Below are 22529 nucleotides of genomic sequence, written 5' to 3' on the forward strand. Positions count from 1 at the left end.
ATAAGCCTGTGGGCGGGTCGGTGCGCAAAATGTGCACAAGCCCGCCCGCTTGCATTTTCCTTAGCCTCTTTACGCCGGATATGGTAGAAACGCCGCAATCCACCACAAAACCCGCCCCCGCAAGGGACGCCCGCAGGGCACGCTCCCCCAGTGTTTTCCACATTGAGTTACGCGAGCGAGATAAGGTAAGAGACCCCCTCACGGGTATCGAGGCATTGAGATGAACGAGATCAGCGCAGTCCGTAACGATCAGATCGACCAGAATGGCGCGCAGGACGCCGATCCGGTTCCGCATAATATCGAGGCGGAACAACAGCTTCTGGGCGCAATCCTGACCAATAACGATATCTACGACCGTATCGCCCAAGTGGTGAAGGCCGATCATTTCTACGAACCCGTCCACCGCCGCATCTATGAGACCGCCGTGGCGCGGATCCAGAAGAACGCGCTGGCCTCTCCGGTCACGTTGAAGGGCTATCTGGAAGACGACAGCGGGCTGAAGGAACTGGGCGGTCCGGCCTATCTGGCGCGTCTGGCAGGGGCTGCGATCTCGGCCTATGCGGCGCGCGATTATGCGCAGATGATCCATGATCTGGCGCTACGGCGCGAGCTGATCAATGTGGGGCGCGAACTGTCCGCCAGCGCCTCGAAGCTGGATGTAGGGCAAGAGGCCGAACAGCTGATCGTGCAGACCGAGGGCGCGCTTTACAAGCTGGCCGAGTCGGGCACCGCCGAGAAGGGCTTTGTCTCCTTCCTCAAGGCCGTGACCGAGGCCGTGCAATCGGCCAATGCCGCCTATCAGCGCGAGGGCGGCCTTGCGGGGATTTCCACCGGCCTGCGCGATCTGGACAAGAAGATGGGCGGGTTGCACCCGTCTGACCTTATCATCCTTGCAGGGCGCCCCTCGATGGGGAAGACCTCGCTTGCCACCAATATCGCCTTCAACATCGCCAAAGCCTATAAGCGCGGGCAGAAACATGACGGCACCGAAGGCGCCATCGAGGGCGGCTGCGTGGGCTTCTTCAGCCTCGAGATGTCGGCCGAACAGCTGGCCGCCCGTATCCTGTCGGAAGCCGCCGAAGTGCCCTCCGAACAGATCCGCCGTGGCGATATGTCCGAACAGGAATTCCGCCGCTTCGTCGAGGCCGCGAAATCGCTGGAGACCTGCCCGCTTTATATCGATGACACCCCCGCCCTGCCGATTGCGCAGGTCGCCGCCCGCTGCCGCCGCCTGAAGCGGACACATGGGCTTGATGTGGTAATTGTCGACTACCTGCAGCTTCTGCGCGGCTCGGGGCGTGGCGATAACCGCGTGCAGGAAATCGGCGAGATCTCTATGGGGCTCAAGGCGATTGCCAAAGAGCTCAACATCCCCGTGATCGCGCTCTCGCAGCTCAGCCGGACGGTGGAAAGCCGTGACGACAAACGCCCGCAGCTCTCGGATCTGCGGGAATCGGGCTCGATCGAACAGGACGCCGATGTGGTGATGTTCGTCTATCGTGACGAATATTATAAAGAACGCGAGAAACCCGGCGATCACGAGCTGGAAAAGATGGCCGCTTGGCAACAGCTTATGGAACAGGTCCACGGCAAGGCCGAGATCATCTTGGGCAAGCAGCGCCACGGGCCGATCGGCTCGGTCGAGGTCGCCTTCGAGGGCCGCTTCACGCGCTTCTCGGATCTGGCCAAGGCCTGGCAGGGCGACGGCGCGGACGGGTTCTGATTCGGCACCGCCCCGCCCCCCTCCTGCAAGGGCGAAGATCGCTCGAATTTTCTTCGCCCATACCATCCGATCCCCTCAACTTTCTCGCGCAATACTCGCAAAGGGGCGCAAATCCTTCGGCAAACAGGCAAGGATGCGGTTAGTTCTTGACGAACCCCGCAGAAAGGCGAAGACATTCGCCTATGGCAAGCTCACTTCTTCACATCGACCTCGACGCCATCGCCTCCAACTGGAAGGCTCTGGACGCCAAATCCGGCCCCGCGACGCAGACTGCCGCCGTGGTGAAAGCCGATTCCTACGGATTGGGGGCGGACCGTGTGGCCCGCACCTTGTTGCGCCAAGGCGCAAAGACCTTCTTCGTGGCCTTGGCCGAGGAAGGCGCGAAACTGCGCCAAGCGATTGGCGACGGGCCGGAAATCTTCATCCTGTCCGGCCATATGGCAGGCGACTGCGACATGATCGCCGATCTCGACCTGACACCGGTGCTGAATTCGCCCGAACAGGTCAAACGCCATATGGACGTGCTGCCCGAAGCCACCTTCGGCATCCAGCTCGACACCGGCATGAACCGCCTTGGTCTGGAAGATGCCGACTGGCGGGCCCTGGCGCCGAGCCTTCTGGAAAAATCGCCCAGCCTGATCATGAGCCACCTCGCCTGCTCGGACGAACCCCATACCGGCATGAATGAACGCCAGCTGGCGGAATTCACCCGCATGACCGATGGCACCGGCCTGCGCCGCTCGCTTTCGGCCACGGGCGGGCTGCTCTATGGCAAGGACTACCATTTCGACCTCGTGCGCCCCGGCATCGGTCTTTACGGCGGACGGCCCTATACCGACGCCACGCCGGTGGTCACGCTCTCGCTCCCCGTCATCCAGACGCGGATCGTCGAGGCGGGCGAAACGGTGGGCTATGGCAACACATGGCAGGCCGAACGCCGCAGCCATGTGGCCACGGTCTCGGCAGGCTATGCCGATGGCATCAGCCGTCGCCTGTCCAATAACGCCACCCTGTGGGCCGGAGACACCGCCTGCCCGCTGATCGGGCGTGTCTCGATGGACCTGATCACCGTCGATATCACCGATCTCGATGGCACCCCCGAGGAGATGGATCTGCTCAATGCCCATCAGGGCGTCGATGCGCTGGCCGACCTGATCGGCACCATCGGCTACGAGGTCCTCACCTCGCTCGGGGCCCGCTATCAGCGCCGCTATAGCGAAACGCTCGGCTAATGCACAACCGATAGGCGCAAGGCTCTGATCTTGCGCCTAATTATAGGCGTAGCCCCCTTGCCCTGGGCTTTGCCGCCCTTGCGCTCACTGAAAATTTACCCCATGTTTCCCTTGGGTGAAAAGGCGCGCTTATGGTGGCGCAGAGCGGTGGCAGGGGTATCCGATGGCGTCACAAAATCCGAAATCCGCACAGCGCGGAACCGTTCCGGAAATGGCGGAAGCAAACCATTTGCGCCGCCTCGCCAGAAGCCGCAGCGATCTGGCCGATATGGTCAACACCACGATCTCGGGGCTGGTCCTGCTTCTGGCCTTCTGCGCCCTTGGCCAGTTTCTCGGCTCGGCCCTCGGATTTCTGCCTTGGCTGCATGTGCCCGCACAGTTCGGGCAATCCCAAATCGGACACCCCCAACTCGGGCAGGCCCAACTCGGGCAGGTCGCAGTCGCGGATATCGGCCCGTGGTTACAGGCAGGCTTTGCCGCATTGGTCCTGCTTCTGGCTCTCTATCTGCCCGCACATAACCGCGTCAGCCGATTGGAACGCTCGCATCGCAATTTCCATATCGGCATGCAGGATGTGGCCCATGCCTACCGCCTTGCCCACGAAGCCGACCGCGCCGGTGCCTTCACCCTCTCCGGGGAATTCGACACCATGCGCGAACGGATCACATGGCTGCGCCAGCACCCCGACCTGCCCGGCCTCGAACCGGAACTGCTGGAACTTGCCGCCCAGATGAGCCTGCAATCGCGCGATCTTGCGCGCATCTACAGCGATGCGAACGTCGCCCGCGCCCGCGATACGCTCAAGGCCCGCCAGCAGGAAACCGACAGGCTGGCCCAGCAGATCGGACTGGCGCGCAAAACCTGCGACGAGATCGGCCACTGGCTGAGCGAGGTCGAGGCGGAAGAGCGCCGCGTCACCCGCGAGTTCCAACTCCTCGAACGCGATCTCGCCGCCATTCTGCCGGCGCTGGGATACGAACTGGAAGAACAACTGCCCAACGTCGCCCCCAAACGCCCCCAGAGCAGCACGAAAGACAGCTCGAATGTCGTAGCCCTGCCCAAACCCGCCGAACTTTCGCCCCGCCGCGATCGCGGCTAGGCCACCAGCTGCCCCAAATATCCCGGGGTGAATTGGAGCCGCAGGCTCCAAGAGGGGCAGCGCCCCTTTCCCCTTGATGTTCGCCCTGTGTTCCGCATATTTACTCTATGGCAAAGAACATCCTCTCCTATACCTGCACCGCCTGTGGCGCCGTCCATCGCAAATGGAACGGCAAATGTGATGCCTGCGGCGAATGGAACACCCTCATCGAAGAGGCCCCGCTTTCGGCAGGCCCCAAGGGCAAAACCCTCGGCTCTACCAAAGGCCGCGTGATCGGGTTGACCACCCTGGCCGATGAAGAGGCCCCGCCGCCGCGTACCTGTTCCGGCATGGCCGAATTCGACCGCGTGCTGGGCGGCGGCCTCGTGCCCGGCTCGGCCATTCTGGTGGGCGGTGATCCCGGCATCGGGAAATCCACGCTGCTGTTGCAGGCGGTGGCGCGCTTTGCCCAGACCGGCCTCAAATGCCTCTATATCTCGGGCGAGGAAGCCTCTAGCCAGGTCCGCATGCGCGCCCAGCGTCTGGGGTTGGCCGATGCGCCGGTGCGGCTGGGGGCGGAGACCAACCTGCGCGACATCCTCACCACGATGGAAACCGAATCCCCCGATCTGGTGATCATCGATTCGATCCAGACCATGTGGGCCGATAATGTCGAATCGGCTCCGGGCTCGGTCAGCCAGGTCCGTGCCGCCTGTCACGAGCTTGTCAGCTTTGCCAAGAAACGCGCCTGTTCGGTCATTCTGGTGGGCCATGTCACCAAGGAAGGCCAGATCGCAGGCCCGCGCGTGGTCGAGCATATGGTCGATACGGTCCTCTATTTCGAGGGCGAGCGCGGGCATCAGTTCCGCATCCTGCGCGCGGTGAAAAACCGCTTTGGCCCTGCCGCCGAAATCGGCGTCTTCGAGATGACCGGTGGCGGTCTGGCCGAGGTCACCAACCCCTCGGCGCTCTTCCTGTCCGAACGTGGCCAAGCCGCCCCCGGATCGGCGGTTTTTGCAGGGATAGAAGGCACAAGGCCCGTCTTGACCGAGATTCAGGCCCTTGTCGCCCCCTCCACCCTGGCCAGCCCGCGCCGCACGGTGGTGGGGCTTGATAGTGGCCGAATCTCGACCATCATCGCGGTGCTCGAAAGCCGCTGCGGCATCCCCTTCACGGGCCTTGATGTCTTTCTCAATGTCGCAGGCGGCATGAAGGTCACCGAACCTGCCGCCGATCTGGCCGCCGCCGCCGCCCTTCTGAGTGCCCGCGAAGACACAGCCCTGCCCGCGGATATGGTGATTTTTGGCGAAATCAGCCTGTCTGCGGCGCTGCGTCCGGTGGGTCAGGCGGAAAACAGGTTGAAAGAGGCGGCAAAACTTGGTTTCTCACAAGCCATTGCTCCTTCCGGCACCAAAACCGAAGGGGGCGACGGGATCGCCCTGAGGAAACTCCCCGATCTCGTGACATTTGTCGGAGACATGTTCGGCGCCGGTTGACGCCCGGGCGAGACTGAAGGACGTAAAAACGTATGGACGGGTTTACCATCGTCGACGCCATCGTGGCGGTTATCATCATCCTGTCGGCCATTCTGGCCTATAGCCGTGGCTTCGTGCGCGAGGCGCTGGCCATCCTCGGCTGGATTGCTGCCGCCGTGCTGGCCTATATCTTTGCCGATGCGGCCCGCCCGCTGATCGCGCAGATCCCCATGCTGGACAAGTTTCTGGCCGGAAGCTGCGAATTGGCGACCATTGGCGGTTTCGCAGCGGTCTTTGCCATCGCGCTGATCGTGATGAGCTTCATCACCCCCCTCTTTGCCTCGGCCGTACAGCGCTCGGCGCTTGGCGGGCTGGATCAGGGTCTGGGTTTCCTCTTCGGCGTCCTGCGCGGGATCGTGCTCGTGGCGGTGGCCTTCGTGGTCTATGATCGCGTCATGGTCAATGAGGCGATGCCGGTGATCGACGATTCGCGTTCGGCGAAAGTGTTCTCGCGCATGTCGGGCCAGATGGACGAATCGATGCCGCAGGATGCGCCGGGCTGGATCACCGCACGCTATGAGCAGCTTGTTTCAACCTGCCCCGCACCGGTCGAGGCCCCTTCCGAGACCACGATCGAGCAATAATCCCCCGATATGCGGCGCTTGAAGCCGCGTTCGGCAGGAAAATCATGACAGGCTTGTAAAGCTTTATCGAACGGGAGGGGTTAACACCCTTCCCGTTTCGCATTATATGGCCCTCAACCCTCCCAGATCCCGAGCCCGGAGCCAGTTTCCATGAATGATCTGCCCCAGCATTTCCTTTCCCATCCTTTTGACGATGACAAGCTGAAGGAAGAATGCGGCGTCTTTGGCGTTGTCGGCGTGAAAGACGCTGCCAACTTTGTGGCTCTTGGCCTGCATGCGCTTCAGCACCGCGGTCAGGAAGCAGGCGGCATCGTCGCCCATGACCCCGAACACGGGTTCAACTCGGCCCACCGCTTCGGCTATGTGCGCGACAATTTCACCAAAGCCTCGCTGATGGAAACGCTGCCCGGCCCGATCGCCATCGGCCATGTGCGCTATTCCACCGCTGGCAAGAAAGGCGCTGTCATCCGTGACATCCAGCCCTTCTTCGGGGAATTCTCGCTGGGTGGTGCGGCGGTGGCTCATAACGGCAACCTCACCAATGCCGACCAGCTGCGCCGCGAGCTGATCGAGATGGGCGCGATCTTCCAGTCCAGCTCGGATTCGGAATGTATCATCCACCTGATGGCGCGGTCGATCCAGAAGCGCCATGCCGACCGTATCGCCGACGCGCTGCGCCGCGTCGAGGGTGCTTTCTCGGTGGTCGCCATGACCCGCACCAAACTGATCGGTGTGCGTGATCCCTTGGGCGTGCGCCCGCTGGTTCTGGGCCGTCTGGGCGACAATGGCTTCGCGCTGTCGTCCGAGACCTGCGGTCTTGATATCATCGGCGCCGAATTCGTCCGCGAGATCGAACCGGGCGAGATGGTGGTGATCGAGAACGGGCTGGTGAAATCCTCCCGCCCGTTTGCGCCTGCCAAATCGCGCTTCTGTATCTTCGAGCATGTCTATTTCTCGCGCCCCGACAGCCAATATGGCGGCCGCTCCGTCTATGAGACCCGCCGCCAGATCGGCGTCGAACTGGCCCGCGAGGCTCCTGTGGAGGCCGATCTTGTGTGCCCCGTGCCGGATTCGGGCACGCCCGCGGCGATCGGCTTCAGCCAGGAATCGGGCATTCCCTTCGCATTGGGCATCACCCGCAACCAATATATGGGCCGGACCTTCATCGAACCGACCGAGCAGATCCGCAATATGGGTGTGCGCCTGAAGCTCAACGTCAACAAGGCGCTGATCAAGGGCAAGCGCGTCATTCTGGTGGATGACTCGGTCGTGCGCGGCACCACCTCGCGCAAAATCAAGGACATGATCCTGGATGCCGGTGCGAAGGAAGTGCATTTCCGCATCGCCTCCCCGCCCACCGCATGGCCGTGCTTCTACGGTGTGGATACGCCCGACCGCTCCAAGCTGCTGGCCGCCAAGATGTCGGAAGACGAGATGCGCGACTGGATCGGTGTGGACAGCCTGAAATTCATCTCGCTCGACGGTCTTTACCGTGCCGCGGGCGAAGCCGAAGGCCGCAACAAAGAGAACCCGCAATATTGCGATGCCTGCTTCTCGGGCGAATATCCGATCTCTCCGGCAGACCAGCTGGCCAAAGGGTTCCGGATGAAAACCGCAGCAGAATAAGCTTCGATAAAATTGCACGGGAATGGCGCCTTTGAAACAGGCGCCATTTTTGCATTCGCGGCAAGGATTAACGGCTTATGCACAGATCACGCATAAGTTGGATGGGACAGTGCTCTTTTTCGCAATCATGGATGCCGAGATGCCCAATAAGACAATCCCTGCAAAGACCTTTCTGGATCTTCATGCAACCGCTATGGCTCTGAAAGAAATCGCAAATGGCGACGAACATCTGATCATCGATCCGCGTACGAAGGTGGAACTCTCGATGCTGTCCTCCGCGCCGCTGGGGCTGCGGCTGGTGGCGCATAAAGAAGACGATCTGAAGATCATCGCACTCAAGCTGATCATCACCGAAATCAACGAGCCATGCGCAAGCTGCACCATGCATACCGCCTCCGACAAGCCGGTCGAGATCGAGACGCGCGGCAGCACGCCCGATGTGCAGAAAGCGGCAGAGGATCTGATGCTGCGCGAGGTGGAGCGGCTGCAGGGCGTGCTGAAGATCCTCAAAACCAAAGGCATCGAGAACTGGGGCCGCGGGTTCTTCGGCAATACGCAATCGCAAAAACCGCGGGAACGGGACCAGATCATCCTTGATCTTGCCCGCTAGACGCCTGCATCGGCCCAAGGAAGCAGGCCGCCCCTCCGGCGGCCTTGCGACGCAGAAGGCAGCTCCGCACTACTCTCGCTGAGCCTTGCATTGGCTCAGCACCCTCTCGCCCCTGTCATCCTGCCACGCCAGAAAGGCCTCGGACCCTTTGGTGTGCCAGACATAACCACGTTCCAGCGCATAGCGTGCACCGGAGCCGGTGGGACCGGAGGGCAGAACGACCTGATGCCCTTCCGCCCAGAGCACCACCAGCGGCGGAGCAACGGTGTTGACATAGACCGCCGAAATTTCGGACTGCCGGTCACAATGGTAGCGCACAGGCTGCGGCAGATCCTCGGCTTTGGCTGCAACCGCCAGAAGCCCGAACGCGGCACAGGCTGCAACACCCTTCCCGCCCCGAACGACAGCCGCTTGCACGGTCACAGAACGTCTTCGATATTATCGGCCAAGGCCTCGGCACGGGCGGCAATCTCGGCCAGCGCCTCGGACATCTCCGGTGGCAAAACCGGCACCTCGACCTGAGTCACATTGGCGCGCGCCTCGGCCAGTTCGGCCTGAAGCTTGGTCATCTCGACACGCATCGCGGCAATCTCGTCCTCGACAGCCGCCGTCCGGTCCGCCAGCATCAACCCCGACATCAGCAGCATTTTCACTTCGGGAATGCGCCCGATCTGCCCGATCAGCACGCTGGCCTCGCGATCAAGCATACCTGCCGCCGAACGCAGATAGGCTTCCTCGCCATTCTGGCAGGCGACTTCAAAATCGCGCCCACCGATTGTGACCGTGACTTCAGCCATCCTGTTTCTCCTCGCTCGCCTCGTCGTGATCGCCCAAGGGCCTATCGGAGGGCATATCGCCCGCCGCCTCTTCGCGCAGAACACTGTCACGCGCGGCCAGAAGCGGCTCGATCCCGCCGATAATCTCGTCCAGCGCCGCCCGCTCCGCCGCGCGGGCCGCTCTCAGCGCCTCGACCTCGGCCCGTAGCGCCTCATTGATCTGCACCTGCGCCAGCCGCCCGCCGGCATCGATCAAGCCACGATTGGCCGCGATCAGGTCGGTATTGGCCGTCTGCAATCGCTCGATCTCAGACAGGGCCTGTGTCAGTGCGCGCGCACGCTGACCCAGCCGCTTCTCCAATGCGGAAAGCGCGGCTTCGCGTTCAGCGGCGGCCATTTCAACCTGCGTCTGCAGATCGGCCACCTCTTCACGTGCCAGATTAAGATCATCCGTTAACGATTTGTTTTCATTTTTCAAATGATCGACATCGGCAAGTGTCACCGTTTCTGCCGGGGCCAAGGGCAAAGCGGCTTCGGCTTGGGACCGCATGCTCGCCAGATCGGCCCGTGCGGCATCACGCCCGTTAACCAGTGTCTCGACACTCTTGGCCACACGGGCCAAAGCAAAGGCAAGCCTGCGTTCATATTGCGAAAAATCGGCCGCCTCATCCGTCATCGTGTCACATCCCCGCTGTAGCGCGCCTGTCGTCATCCCGCTATCTGGGCATAAATCGGCAGACATATCAAATCCCGCGCGACAACGAATCGTGCCGCCCGGTGTTAAGTGACAGTTTAGCCCATCAGGTCAAGACTTTCCCAGAGCCCGCACCAAACCCATGCCAGTTCCCGCATGCTAGCGCGATCAGCAACTTGGCGCCCGTTCTTTGCACAAAGACTAAAACGGCCATTCCGCAGACTTGATATTCGGCCCATCCCTGCTATCAGGGGCCGAACGAATGCCCAAAAGTTGCCGTATGAGGATCCCGCCCATGGATATCGCCACGCTTCGTGAACAGCACCCCGATCACTGGAAACTGGCCTCGGCCATCCGCGCGCTTACGATGGATGCCGTGCAAAAAGCCAATTCCGGTCACCCCGGCATGCCGATGGGCATGGCCGATGTGGCGACCGTGCTGTTTCAGAAGCACCTGAAATTCGACGCCAAAGCCCCGAAATGGTTTGACCGCGACCGGTTCATCCTGTCGGCAGGTCATGGCTCGATGCTGATCTACTCGCTGCTCTATCTTTGCGGCGATGCGCAGGTGACCCTGGACCAGATCAAGAATTTCCGCCAGAAAGGCGCATTGACAGCAGGTCACCCCGAGAACTTCCTGCTGGATGCGGTTGAAACCACCACCGGCCCGCTGGGTCAGGGGATCTCCACCGCTGTCGGCATGGCGATTGCCGAAGAAAGCCTGCGCGCGCGTTTCGGCAAGAAGGTCTTTGACCACAAGACCTATGTGATCGCCGGCGACGGCTGCCTGATGGAAGGCATCAGCCATGAAGCCATCGGTTTGGCCGGTATGCAGAAGCTGAAGAACCTTGTTGTTCTGTGGGACAATAACAACATCACCATTGATGGCCGCGTCGACAAGGCCTGCATCACCGACCAGCGCATGCGCTTCAAGGCGGCGGGCTGGAAAGTCCTGCATTGCGACGGTCATGATCCGGCCGATATCGACCGCGCCCTGACCGAAGCCCAGAAATCCAACGCGCCGGTCTTCATCGACTGCAAGACCATCATCGGTTTCGGCTCGCCCAACAAGGCTGACAGCTACTCCGTGCACGGCTCGCCGCTGGGCGATGCCGAGATCGAGGCCACCAAGAAGATCTATGGCTGGGATCACGGCCCCTTCGATATTCCGGCGGATATCAAGGCGACCTGGGAAGAGATCGGGGCACGTGGCGCGGCAGCGCGCGGCGAGTGGGAAGAGCGTTTCGGCGGTCTTTCGGCCTCCAAACAGGCGGAAATCACCCGCATGATGACGGGCGAGGTCTCCAAGAAGCTTGCCGCAGCCGTCCGCAAGTTCAAGAAAGAGCAATCCGAAGCGGCGCCGAAAGTGGCCACCCGCAAGGCGTCGGAAATGGTGCTGGGCGCGATCAACCCCGCGGTGCCGGAAACCATCGGTGGCTCGGCGGACCTCACCGGGTCGAACCTGACCAAAACCGCGGATCTGGGCGTTTTCGAGCCCGAGAACCGCAAGGGCCGTTACGTGCATTACGGCATCCGTGAACACGGGATGGCGGCGGCGATGAACGGGTTGTGGCTGCATGGCGGCGTGCGCCCCTATGGCGGCACCTTCTTCTGCTTCACCGATTACGCCCGTGGCGCGATGCGTCTGTCGGCGCTGATGAAGGTTCCGGCGGTTTATGTCATGACCCATGACTCGATCGGTCTGGGCGAAGACGGTCCGACCCACCAGCCGGTGGAGCATCTGGCGATCTGCCGCGCGACCCCCAACACCTGGACGTTCCGTCCGGCGGATGTGATCGAGACGGCAGAAGCCTGGGAGCTGGCGCTGACCACCGAGGAAACGCCTTCGGTGATCGCGCTCTCGCGTCAGAACCTGCCCACGCTGCGCACCAAGCACAGCACGCAGAACATGGTCGCCAAAGGCGCCTATGTGATCGAGGAAGCCGAAGGCAAGCGTCAGGCGATCCTGATGGCGACCGGCTCGGAAGTCGAGATCGCGCTGAAAGCCCGCGAGATCCTGCAGGCCCAAGCCATCGGCACCCGCGTTGTGTCGGTGCCCTGTATGGAACTGTTTGACGCGCAGGACGAAGCCTATCGCCGCCGCATCCTGCCCGCAGGGGCCGTGCGCGTGGCCGTCGAAGCCGCGATCCGTCAACCGTGGGACAAATACCTCTTGGGCGAGCGTGGCCGCGAAACCAAGGCGGGCTTTGTCGGTATGGACGGCTTCGGCTCCTCGGCCCCCGCGCCCGAGCTTTATGCCAAATACGGGATCACCCCCGAGGCGATCGCCGAAAAGGTCAAATCCCTTCTGTGACCACGCTCAGGGATCAGAACCAAGAGGGGGCCGCACCGGCCCCCTCTTCCGTTGCGGCGGGTGGCGGGGCCGGCTCTGCAAGAGCAGGCCGCGTCGCACCGCGCGACGGGCTCCCCCAGACAGCCCCCCACACCCCCAAGACCTACACAGCCGATGGCGAGACTGGCCGCCCCAGAAACGGGTTGGGCATGATATGCGTGCTCTGTGCGTTTGCCTGTTTCACATTGATGGATGCCTGCGCAAAGGGGCTCTCGCAGCACTATGATCCTGTGCAGATCGTCTGGCTGCGCTATCTCACCAATACCGCATTGCTGCTTCTGGTCTTCGCCCCCAGATTGGGCCACCTCCTGCCCGCCCGCCAGCCGCGCCTGCAGGTGCTACGTGGGGCGATGCAGCTGACCACCGTGCTGCTGTTCTTTACCGCGATCCAGTCTATCGGCCTTGCCGAGGCCACGGCTCTTGCCGATCTCAATCCGGTTCTGGTCACGCTGGGGGCGGCGCTGTTCCTGCGCGAACGCCTTGGTCCGCGCCGCCTGATGGGCATCGGCTTCGCCTTCTGTGGCGCAATGATCATTATCCGCCCCGGTCCGGGCGTCCTCGACTGGGCGGCGCTTTACGCGCTTGGCACAGCAATCTGCTTTGCCGGCGGCATGCTGATCACCCGCATGATCCAGCGCGACGGGCTGATCACCTCGCTGATCTGGGGCGCGCTTGTGGGGCTGATCGGGTCCAGTCTCGCACTGCCCTTCGTCTGGCGTCCGATCGCAGCAGAAACGCTCTGGCCCATTCTCGGTCTCGGGCTGAGCGGGGCCATCGGTCAGGGATTTCTGGTCAAGGGATACAGCATCGCCGAGGCCTCTTCGCTGGCGCCCTTCGGCTATACGGGGCTGATCTTTGCCACGCTGTGGGGAATCCTGTTCTTTGGCCAGTATCCTGACGGCTGGACAGTGGCAGGTGCGCTTGTGATCGTCGGCGCCGGACTTTATGTCTGGTGGCGTGAAAACCGGATCTGAGCGGCCCGCCGCACCGGTACCGAACGGAGAATCCCGATGCCCAAACGCGCCACCCCAAGCCTGACCGACCGCGTGTCGGCCCTTGTCTTCAAGGCGGGAATGGGCCTGCTGCAGCGGTTGCCCTATGAAAGACGCATCCCTCTGGCGGGCCGGCTTCTGTCAGGGGTGGCACCGCTTCTGGGGTTCCGCCGCCGGATCCGCGCCAATCTGGCTCTGACCTGCCCCGACCTGCCCCCCGCCGAGGTCGCGCGCCTGTGCAAGGCCGTCCCCGATAATATCGGGCGCACTTTGGCCGAGATGTTTTCCGGCACCGAGTTCATCACCCGTATGCGTGACATCCCGCTTGAGGGGCCGGGCGCGGCGCGGCTGACCGAGCTCAAGGAAACCGGCAAGGCCTGCGTGCTCGTATCGGGGCATTTCGGCAATTACGACGCGGCCCGTGGCGTGCTGATCGCGCGCGGCTTTCCCATTGCGGGCCTGTATCGCCCGATGAATAACGCGCTTTTCAACCGCGATTATCTTGCCGCCATCGAAACCGTTGGCACACCGCTTTACCCGCGCGACCGCCGTGGCATGACCAATATGCTGCGCCATCTCAAGAACGGGGGCATGGTCGCCCTTGCGACTGACCAGTATTTCCGCACAGGGGCCGTGCTGCAATTCTTCGGAAAGCCTGCCCCCTCGCCTCTCTCTGCTGCGGAAATGGCCCTGCGTCTGGATATCGACCTGATCCCGATCTATGCCATCCGCCAACCCGACGGGCTGAGCTTCCGTTTCTATGTCGGGGAGCCGGTTCCGCATACGACGCCGGAAGAGATGACGCAGGTTACGCTCGATTCCCTTGAAGCTCAGGTCCGCGCCCATATGGAACAATGGCTGTGGATCCACCGCCGCTGGAACAAAACCTGAAGCGGAACGGGACCTGAAACAGAACAGGATACCCCGAAAGTGCTGCGCATCCTTCATGATGCATGTCCGGACAATCCCACGCGCTTGGGCGGGTCAGCCGCAACCGTGACAGCGCCGCATAGACCGGCTGAATTCCCTGTGGATTGGCGGCCTGTAAGCCGTCCCTAGGCTGGCTCTGGACTGGCGCGTGATGGCCCGGCCGAAGCTTCCCCCCCGCTCTTGCCGCCCGAAACCGCGTGGCCTTACTTGATACGCGCCGCGCCAACAATGGCACCGGGCAAAGGTACAGACCGTCCGGGCTGCGAGGTCTGCACGATCACCACCGCAGGATTGCTGCCCTCGACCTGCGTATCGAAGGTCATCGGGGTCTGGCCATCCCAATCGGCAACGATGTGCCATTGGGTGACGATATTGGTGTAATCCATGCTCAGACCGGCATTCTCGCCCCGCAGGATATCGACCGAGGCATGCGGCAGGTAACGCACCACCTGCACCATCGCGTCATGCCCCAACGGCGGATTGGCCGAAAGCGAGATGCGGTATTGATCACCCTCTTGCGAGATCGCGATATCGACAGGCGCAGTGCTGGCCGTGGCCGTATCCAGCGCCGATTTGATTGCGACACGGTCCGCCCCGAGCAGGCGCTGCTGTCCGTTCACGATCATCTGCGGCGTATAGATCATCCGCTCTTTTACCGCGCGCGCATAGCCTTTCTGGCGCGAGGTAAAGGCGGGCTGACCGAAGGGATCGCGCCAGCCGAGATAATCCCAGTAATCGACATGCAGTGCGAGGGCGATCACATCGTCACGCTCGGCCAGACCCTCCAGCAGCTTATCAGCGGGCGGGCAGGCCGCGCAGCCCTGCGAGGTGAACAGTTCGACCACAACGGGCGAGGTGCCTTTGGACACATCCACACCGGCAGGAGCCGTGGCCGCCGCCACTGCGGTCGCGGGGTCGGTCAGCGGCGCGTCCGAGGAAGACGGGGTCTGCCCTGCGGTCTCTTCCGCAGTTGCCCCCGCCGTTGCACCGAATTCGTCGTTTTCGGAAAAGCCGCTTTCATCCGGTCCGGCTGTATCGGAAAAGGTCGTCTCTCCCGATTGGGGATCGGTGTCCCTATTGGCCGCGCCAGCCTGACCCGCACCGGACATATCCTGTGCCCAGACCGCAGGGGACATCATCGCCGACCCCAGCATCACGCTGACGGTTACGACCATTGCAAGACGCAGAGGCGAAGCTGTTAACTTACGTTTCGTCGCCAGATGATCCACCTGCGCAGTCGTCATGGAAGCGTCCAAATCCTTTACTTTTCAAAGAAGACTTAATCAGCGATTCCAGCTAATGCCAATCAAGGTTTTGCGAGATAGCCCGACTGTGTTGCATTCGCCCGCCTCCCTGACACACAGCCTCCCAAACACATGGCCTCCCCGACACAGCGTCTTCCTGCGATACCGTCTTTGCCATGCGGTTCGATAGCACGACAAGGCTTGCAGAAGGTTAATCCGCAACTGACGCAGCGCCGCAACGGCTTGGGCCACAAAATAATGCGTGACAGCCGCGCCCGAACAGTGGACCTTTGGCCAAGGCGCTCTATCTGCGCGTCACCTAATAGGCGGGTGGCACATCATCGGGCGGCCCCTGCAGGGGCAGATCCCCTTCCTCCGCGGCGCATGCGTCGATGGAGTTCTTTGTGCGCAAGATTGTATACAAATGCATACAAAAATTTTCCACACCCCCTTGTCCTCTCCCTGTTGTTGCGCCAATTAAAGCGTAGCGACACCCTATTGACCTAGAGGGAGGCCAAACTCATGACCATCGTGACCGGTAATGATACCGCCAAGACCCGTCGGGAACTGACGGTTGGTGACAAGACATTTTCCTATTATTCCATTCAAGCGGCCTCCGATGCCGGGCTTGGCGATTTCTCGAAGCTGCCAGCCTCGCTGAAGGTTGTGCTCGAGAACCTGCTGCGCTTTGAAGATGCCGGTTTCTCGGTCTCCGTCGAGGATATCAAGGCGTTCGGCGAATGGGCCGAAAAGGGGGGCAACAACCCCCGCGAGATCGCCTATCGCCCTGCCCGCGTGCTGATGCAGGATTTCACCGGCGTGCCCGCCGTGGTGGACCTGGCCGCGATGCGCGACGGGATCAAGGGCTTGGGCGGCGATGCGCAAAAGATCAACCCGCTGGTCCCCGTTGATCTGGTGATCGACCACTCGGTGATGATCGATGAATTCGGCAATCCGCGCGCCTTCCAGATGAATGTGGACCGCGAATATGAACGCAATATGGAGCGCTACGAGTTCCTGAAATGGGGCCAGACCGCGTTCAAGAATTTCCGCGTTGTCCCGCCGGGCACCGGCATCTGCCACCAGGTGAACCTCGAATATCTGGCGCAGACCGTCTGGACCGATACCGACCAAGAGGGCCGCGAGGTCGCCTATCCCGATACGCTTGTGGGCACCGATAGCCACACCACCATGGTCAATGGCGCAGCCGTCCTTGGCTGGGGTGTAGGCGGGATCGAGGCCGAGGCCGCGATGCTGGGTCAGCCGATCTCCATGCTGATCCCCGAGGTTGTGGGCTTCAAGCTGACGGGTGCTATGGTCGAAGGCACCACCGGCACCGACCTTGTGCTGAAGGTCGTCGAGATGCTGCGCAAGCACGGCGTGGTGGGCAAATTCGTCGAATTCTATGGCGACGGTCTGGACAATCTGCCGCTGGCCCAACGCGCCACCATCGCCAATATGGCACCCGAATATGGCGCAACTTGTGGCTTCTTCCCGATTGACGCGGAAACCCTGCGCTATCTGGAACAGACGGGCCGCGAGAAAGACCGGATCGCGCTGGTCGAAGCCTATGCCAAAGAGAACGGCTTCTGGCGCGGGGCGGATTACGCGCCGATCTATTCCTCGACCTTGGAGCTGGATATGAGCACCATCGTGCCTGCGATCTCCGGCCCGAAACGCCCGCAGGATTACGTCGCGCTGACCGATGCGGCCACGGCGTTCGGGAAGGTCGTTTCGGATTTCCGCGGCAAGGATGCGTCCGACGCAGCCGCCGATATGGCGGCCGAAGGGCCCGCCGCAACCAAAACCGTGACCGAAAAAGCGGTGAAGGTGGATCTGGACGGTCAGGAGATCACGCTCAAGGACGGCTCGGTGGTGATTGCCTCGATCACCTCCTGCACCAACACCTCGAACCCCTATGTGCTGATCGCGGCGGGGCTTGTGGCGCGCAAGGCCCGTGCCTTGGGCCTGAACCGCAAGCCTTGGGTGAAAACTTCGCTGGCCCCCGGGTCTCAGGTTGTGACCGAATATCTGAATGCGGCAGGGCTGCAGGAGGATCTGGACGCAATCGGCTTCAACCTTGTGGGCTATGGCTGCACCACCTGTATCGGGAATTCCGGCCCGATCCATCCGGCGCTGTCCAAAGCGATCAATGAGAACGACCTGATCGCGACCTCGGTCCTGTCGGGCAACCGCAACTTTGAAGGGCGGATCAGCCCCGATGTACGCGCCAACTATCTGGCTTCGCCGCCGCTGGTTGTGGCCTATGCGCTTGCGGGCGATATGGATGTCGATCTGGCTGGTGGTCCGATTGCCCAGACCCCCGAGGGCAAGGACGTCTATCTGAAAGACATCTGGCCGTCGGATAAGGAAGTGGCCGAACTGGTCGAGAAGGTCGTCACCCGCGAAGCCTTCCAGGCCAAATATGCCGATGTCTTCAAGGGCGACGAGAAATGGCAGGCGGTGGAAGTCAACGGGGGCGAAACCTATGACTGGCCGCGGGAATCGACCTATATCCAGAACCCGCCCTATTTCCAGGGCATGTCTCCGGATGCAGGCGAGATCACCAATATCAAGAGCGCGCGCGTTCTGGCCCTGTTGGGCGATATGATCACCACCGACCATATCTCGCCTGCCGGTTCGTTCAAACCCTCGACCCCTGCCGGTAAATATCTGACCGAGCATGGCGTGGAGCCGAGAGACTTCAACAGCTACGGCTCGCGTCGCGGCAACCACGAAGTCATGATGCGCGGCACCTTTGCCAATATCCGCATCAAGAACGAGATGCTGGACGGCGTCGAGGGCGGCTTTACCAAAGGCCCGAAAGGCGAGCAGACCACCATCTTCGATGCCTCGATGGAGTATCAGGAGGCAGGCACGCCGCTGGTGATCTTCGGGGGCGAGCAATACGGCGCGGGGTCTTCGCGCGATTGGGCGGCCAAAGGCACCAACCTGCTGGGCGTCAAGGGCGTGATTGCCGAAAGCTTCGAACGGATCCACCGCTCGAACCTGATCGGCATGGGGGTCATCCCCTTCGAGTTCACCAATGGCGACACCCGCAAAACGCTGGGGCTGACCGGCGATGAGGTGGTGACGATCGAGGGGCTTGAAGGCGATATCAAACCGCTGAGCCTTGTGCCCTGCACCATCGAGTTCAAGGATGGCAGCAAGAAAGAGATCAAGCTCAAAGCCCGTATCGATACGGCGGTCGAGATCGAATATCTCAAAAACGGCGGTGTGCTGCATTACGTGCTGCGCAACCTCGCCAAAGCCTGATCGGGCCAAACGTTCTGAAAGGCCCTGTGCATTGCGCAGGGCCTTTTGGTATCTGCGAACGGGCTGCAAACGGGTGGCCAGCAAGCGACCGCTGGCCATTGCCGCATTGTCGGACGGAGGCGGAGCTGCTCGGGTTACGCCGGTTGCGTCCTAGGTTCGGAGAGCTGGGCGCGTGCCCATGCCCGACAAGGCTCGTCAGGCGGATCTTGCGGGGCTTGAGGAGCGATAGGAGACCGGCATCCGGCCCCTGCTGCGCGCCTTGCCTTTGCCCACAGCACGGGGCCATGCCCTGCATCAAACCCCAGCCCTGAAGGGACATTTTCATGAACAGCATCCTTTACGCCCTGATGGCACTGGCAGGCGGGATCGGCCTGTCCTGTCAGGCCGCCATCAACAGCCGCCTCAGCGCGGGGATCGGCGGGCAACCCCTCGTCGCCTCTTTCATCTCGTTTTTCATCGGGGCGCTGTGTCTGGGGGCGGCGGCACTGGTTCTTGCCGATTGGAACGCGGTCACCACCACCCTTGCACAGCAACCGTGGTGGCGCTGGCTGGGCGGCGTGATTGGCGCAGGCTTCGTGTTCACCTCGATTTTTCTGGCCCCGAAGATCGGCGTCACCAATGTCATGTTCCTGTTCATCATCGGGCAGCTGGCGGCGGGTATGGTGATTGACAGCTTCGGCCTGATCCAGATGCCGGTGCGCCCGACCGAGTGGTGGAAATTCGCCGGACTGGCAATCATGCTCGGGGGCTTGACGCTGTTCATGTTTGGCGGGCGCTTTTTCCCTTCGGAATAACGGGGCGCGACAGGGGCAAGAGGACGGGCGTAAAGAGGACGGGCTTGAAATGCGGGCTGTCCTTCCCATATCTCTTTCACCACATGTAATAGGGATTTACATCACAATGAACGAGACCCGTCAGCTTTATGTCGAGCAGCGCGTCGCCAACGAGAAGAAGTCGGCGCTGATCGCCTATCTTCTGTGGTTCTTCCTGCCCATGCTGGGGGTGCACCGGTTCTATCTGGGGCGCTGGATGTCGGGGCTGATCATGCTGGCCCTGTTCGGCATCGGCACGGCGCTCGCGGTAATCCTTATCGGGTATATCCCGCTGGCTTTTGTGGCGCTTTGGTGGGTGATCGATGCGCTGCTGATCCCCGGCATGATCCGCCGCGATATGGACGAGATGCGCGCCCGCTACATGTGGGAAAGCCGGTAACTAGATCCCCAGCCGTAAATCGCTGGCCTCAAGCGCAGCACGCTGCGCGGCATCCAGACACACCGGATGGACCATCTGCGTATGGATCGAAAACACCACCGCACGGCTTTGGGGAAGCCGGACAAGCCCCTGGCGTTCGACACGGATCAACGGACGTTGGGGATTGACCTGCCCGCGCAGCGCCTCGGGGCGGCTGTCAAATAGCGGCTGGCCCGTGCGCGAGGCGGTACCACGCATCAACGCCCTGCCCGGCTGCACACCGTCCAGAAGCCGCTGGACACGTTTTGCCAGATCCTCGGTGTAAATCGCGACGGGCCTGTGGATGCGCCGCATCGGGCGCCCGATCTTCTCGGCCAGCGACCATCCCGCCGGAAAGCACAGGATGGCACCGGTCAGGATATACCCGCCCTCCGGCCCGTTCTGCATCAGGCAGAAATCATTCTGCGTCAGTCGCCCCAATGTCAGCAAGGGGGCGTCAGGGTCCGGCGTGACGAGACGCCCGTCGGGGCACATGACATGCCCTGCCTCGACCCTGTATCCTTTGGCGGGCAAAAGCCGCAGCACCATCGCAAGGAGTTCCTGCGCCGCGAGACAGGCCTGAGGCAGAAGCGCGTGCACCTGATCCTCATGGTGGGCGATCAGATCCTCGCGCAGCGCCATCTGTGCCGCATAGGCGTCATCGACCTCCAGCCAGTCCTCGATTGCCAGAGGCACGATCCCCGGCAGGCGGTGCGTGCGCGGGTCGGCCCAAGGGGCGAAGGACAGACGGGATTGCAGAACGGTTTCCATGCCGCAAACCTGCGACCCCTTGCCTTCCGCCACAAGAGGGATTGCAGCAAAGCCCGCCCCGCCGGTCGCGATGGTGGCGTTTGCCCCATATGCGGCCCGTGCCCGGCCCGTGCCTGGCCCGTGTTTTGCTCGCGTTTTGCCCGTGCCGCAGCAAAACCGCCCAAAAACCAGTCAGGCATTTTGCGCCCCCACCGGAACCTGCGCCGGACAATATGTGGAAGATTCGCCCGCGCAGAGTGTCTGCCCTCCGTTTTTGCGCCGCCCGAACGGTCCCGAGGCAGGAAATAGCCCAGTTTCGGCCCGTCAGACCCTCCCTCTACCTTGCCCGACGGGGGCGCGCAGTCTAGAAGCCTGCCAACAGCTTACATCTAGCGCAATCGAAAGGTCTCAAGCATGATCCCGCGTTATGCCCGCAAAGAGATGGTCGACATCTGGGAACCCGCCACCAAATTCAAGATCTGGTACGAGATCGAGGCCCATGCCTGCGACGCACAGGCCGCTCTCGGTGTGATCCCGAAAGAAAACGCCGAAGCCGTCTGGAAAGCCAAGGATGTCGAGTTCGATGTCGCGCGGATCGACGAGATCGAAGCGGTCACCAAGCATGACGTCATCGCCTTCCTGACCCATCTGGCCGAGCATGTCGGCTCGGACGAGGCGCGTTTCGTGCATCAGGGCATGACCTCTTCGGATGTGCTCGACACCTGCCTCAACGTGCAACTGGTGCGCGCCGCCGACATTCTGCTGGCCGATCTGGACAAGGTTCTGGCCGCGTTGAAAAAACGCGCCTACGAGCATAAGAACACCGTTCGCGTGGGCCGCTCGCACGGTATCCATGCCGAACCCACCACGATGGGCCTGACATTTGCCCGTTTCTACGCCGAGATGGACCGCAACAAGGCCCGTCTGCAGGCCGCGCGTGAAGAGGTTGCCACCGGTGCGATTTCGGGCGCGGTCGGCACTTTCGCCAATATCGATCCGGCGGTCGAAGAGCATGTGTGTGCGCAGCTCGGCCTCAAGCCCGAGCCGATCTCCACGCAGGTCATCCCGCGCGACCGTCATGCGATGTTCTTTGCGACGCTGGGCGTGATTGCCTCCTCGATGGAAAATATCGCGATTGAAATCCGTCACATGCAGCGCACCGAAGTGCTGGAAGGCGCGGAATTCTTCTCGATGGGCCAGAAGGGCTCGTCGGCCATGCCGCATAAGAAGAACCCCGTTCTGACCGAGAACCTGACCGGTCTGGCACGTCTGGTGCGCATGACGGTGGTGCCGGCGATGGAGAACGTGGCGCTCTGGCACGAGCGTGACATCTCGCATAGCTCGGTCGAGCGCGGTATCGGCCCCGATGCGACCATCACGCTGGATTTCGCGCTGAACCGTCTGGCGGGCGTGGTCGAGAAGATGCTGATCTTCCCGCAGAACATGCTCGACAATATGAACAAATTCCCCGGTCTGGTGATGAGCCAGCGCGTGCTTCTGGCGCTGACGCAGGCGGGTGTCTCGCGCGAGGACGCCTATTCCATGGTGCAGCGTAACGCGCTGAAAGTCTGGGAAGAGCGTCTGGACTTCCGCGAGCTGCTGCTGGCCGACAAGGATGTGGTCGCCGCGCTTGGCGTGGATGGCATCAATGCGAAATTCGACATGGAGTATCACACGAAACATGTCGACACGATCTTCCGTCGGGTTTTTGGCGCGTAACGCCTGCCCTGCCGGACTGCATGACATTTCGGGGCGCCCATCGGGCGCCCTTTTCCATAGGCCCATCCGGCGATGGTTAACTTTTAGGGAAAATCCGATATTTCCAAAGACCTAGTAACCCGCCTTTAACGCTGAACTGCGAATGTGGCGCCATACAAGGCAGAAAGTCATGGAGTC

At 61.9% G+C, this 22529-nt stretch carries 19 protein-coding genes; 14 read left to right on the forward strand and 5 right to left on the reverse strand.

The window, feature by feature from the left end; all coding sequences use genetic code 11:
- Positions 1 to 220 precede the first annotated feature (220 nt).
- The 7 genes from WDB88_RS10135 (at position 221) to WDB88_RS10165 (ending at position 8388) form a co-directional block, all read left to right on the forward strand.
- Positions 221 to 1723 (forward strand): replicative DNA helicase, encoded by a 1503-nt coding sequence (locus tag WDB88_RS10135; protein WP_339107554.1) that lies wholly within the window; start codon positions 221 to 223, stop codon positions 1721 to 1723.
- A 182-nt stretch (positions 1724 to 1905) separates the two neighbouring features.
- A complete protein-coding gene (alr, locus tag WDB88_RS10140; protein ID WP_339107555.1) occupies positions 1906 to 2955 on the forward strand; it encodes an alanine racemase in 1050 nt (349 codons plus the stop codon).
- A gap of 163 nt (positions 2956 to 3118) precedes the next feature.
- Positions 3119 to 4054, forward strand: coding sequence for a DNA repair protein (locus WDB88_RS10145; RefSeq protein ID WP_339107556.1), 936 nt, complete (start codon positions 3119 to 3121; stop codon positions 4052 to 4054).
- 107 nt (positions 4055 to 4161) lie between these two features.
- Positions 4162 to 5529, forward strand: a complete 1368-nt coding sequence (radA, locus tag WDB88_RS10150) for a DNA repair protein RadA (RefSeq protein ID WP_339107557.1) — start codon at positions 4162 to 4164, stop codon at positions 5527 to 5529.
- Between the two features lie 32 nt (positions 5530 to 5561).
- Positions 5562 to 6152, forward strand: coding sequence for a CvpA family protein (locus tag WDB88_RS10155; RefSeq protein WP_339107558.1), 591 nt, complete (start codon positions 5562 to 5564; stop codon positions 6150 to 6152).
- Between the two features lie 150 nt (positions 6153 to 6302).
- Positions 6303 to 7778, forward strand: coding sequence for an amidophosphoribosyltransferase (purF, locus tag WDB88_RS10160; RefSeq protein ID WP_339107559.1), 1476 nt, complete (start codon positions 6303 to 6305; stop codon positions 7776 to 7778).
- Between the two features lie 139 nt (positions 7779 to 7917).
- A complete protein-coding gene (locus tag WDB88_RS10165; protein WP_339107560.1) occupies positions 7918 to 8388 on the forward strand; it encodes a hypothetical protein in 471 nt (156 codons plus the stop codon).
- 69 nt (positions 8389 to 8457) lie between these two features.
- Here the strand turns inward: WDB88_RS10165 and WDB88_RS10170 are convergent, their stop codons facing one another.
- Genes WDB88_RS10170 through WDB88_RS10180 form a run of 3 tightly spaced genes read right to left on the reverse strand, consistent with a single transcriptional unit; the run spans position 8458 to position 9906 of the window.
- Positions 8458 to 8811 carry an MliC family protein gene (locus WDB88_RS10170; RefSeq protein WP_339107561.1) on the reverse strand — a complete coding sequence of 118 codons (354 nt, stop codon included), beginning with the start codon at positions 8809 to 8811 and terminating at the stop codon, positions 8458 to 8460.
- A complete protein-coding gene (locus tag WDB88_RS10175) occupies positions 8808 to 9185 on the reverse strand; it encodes a cell division protein ZapA (protein WP_339107562.1) in 378 nt (125 codons plus the stop codon). Before WDB88_RS10175 ends, WDB88_RS10170 begins: the two co-directional genes overlap by 4 nt.
- Positions 9178 to 9906, reverse strand: a complete 729-nt coding sequence (locus WDB88_RS10180) for a hypothetical protein (RefSeq protein WP_339107563.1) — start codon at positions 9904 to 9906, stop codon at positions 9178 to 9180. Before WDB88_RS10180 ends, WDB88_RS10175 begins: the two co-directional genes overlap by 8 nt.
- A 247-nt stretch (positions 9907 to 10153) precedes the next feature.
- Here WDB88_RS10180 and tkt point away from each other — a divergent pair, with 247 nt between their 5' ends.
- Genes tkt through WDB88_RS10195 form a run of 3 tightly spaced genes read left to right on the forward strand, consistent with a single transcriptional unit; the run spans position 10154 to position 14094 of the window.
- Positions 10154 to 12172, forward strand: coding sequence for a transketolase (tkt, locus tag WDB88_RS10185; protein ID WP_339107564.1), 2019 nt, complete (start codon positions 10154 to 10156; stop codon positions 12170 to 12172).
- On the forward strand, positions 12169 to 13185 hold the full coding sequence (locus WDB88_RS10190) for a DMT family transporter (RefSeq protein WP_339107565.1): 1017 nt from the start codon (positions 12169 to 12171) through the stop codon (positions 13183 to 13185). Before tkt ends, WDB88_RS10190 begins: the two co-directional genes overlap by 4 nt.
- A gap of 36 nt (positions 13186 to 13221) precedes the next feature.
- Complete coding sequence (locus tag WDB88_RS10195) at positions 13222 to 14094, forward strand: lysophospholipid acyltransferase family protein (RefSeq protein ID WP_339107566.1); 873 nt, start codon at positions 13222 to 13224, stop codon at positions 14092 to 14094.
- 242 nt (positions 14095 to 14336) lie between these two features.
- Here the strand turns inward: WDB88_RS10195 and WDB88_RS10200 are convergent, their stop codons facing one another.
- On the reverse strand, positions 14337 to 15377 hold the full coding sequence (locus tag WDB88_RS10200; protein ID WP_339107567.1) for a DUF1223 domain-containing protein: 1041 nt from the start codon (positions 15375 to 15377) through the stop codon (positions 14337 to 14339).
- Between the two features lie 522 nt (positions 15378 to 15899).
- Here WDB88_RS10200 and acnA point away from each other — a divergent pair.
- The 3 genes from acnA (at position 15900) to WDB88_RS10215 (ending at position 19865) form a co-directional block, all read left to right on the forward strand.
- Entirely contained in the window at positions 15900 to 18653 is a 2754-nt protein-coding gene (gene acnA, locus WDB88_RS10205) for an aconitate hydratase AcnA (RefSeq protein ID WP_339107568.1), read from the forward strand.
- A gap of 323 nt (positions 18654 to 18976) precedes the next feature.
- A complete protein-coding gene (locus tag WDB88_RS10210; RefSeq protein WP_339107569.1) occupies positions 18977 to 19447 on the forward strand; it encodes a DMT family transporter in 471 nt (156 codons plus the stop codon).
- Between the two features lie 106 nt (positions 19448 to 19553).
- Positions 19554 to 19865, forward strand: coding sequence for a TM2 domain-containing protein (locus WDB88_RS10215; protein WP_339107570.1), 312 nt, complete (start codon positions 19554 to 19556; stop codon positions 19863 to 19865).
- Here WDB88_RS10215 and WDB88_RS10220 read toward each other — a convergent pair whose 3' ends face one another.
- A complete protein-coding gene (locus WDB88_RS10220) occupies positions 19866 to 20654 on the reverse strand; it encodes a DUF3445 domain-containing protein (protein ID WP_339107571.1) in 789 nt (262 codons plus the stop codon). It lies immediately after the preceding gene.
- Positions 20655 to 21047: 393 nt separating this feature from the next.
- Here WDB88_RS10220 and purB point away from each other — a divergent pair, with 393 nt between their 5' ends.
- On the forward strand, positions 21048 to 22352 hold the full coding sequence (gene purB / locus WDB88_RS10225) for an adenylosuccinate lyase (RefSeq protein ID WP_339107572.1): 1305 nt from the start codon (positions 21048 to 21050) through the stop codon (positions 22350 to 22352).
- Positions 22353 to 22529: the final 177 nt, after the last annotated feature.

This window comes from Thioclava sp. GXIMD4216, assembly GCF_037949285.1.
GTDB classification, from domain to species: domain Bacteria; phylum Pseudomonadota; class Alphaproteobacteria; order Rhodobacterales; family Rhodobacteraceae; genus Thioclava; species Thioclava litoralis.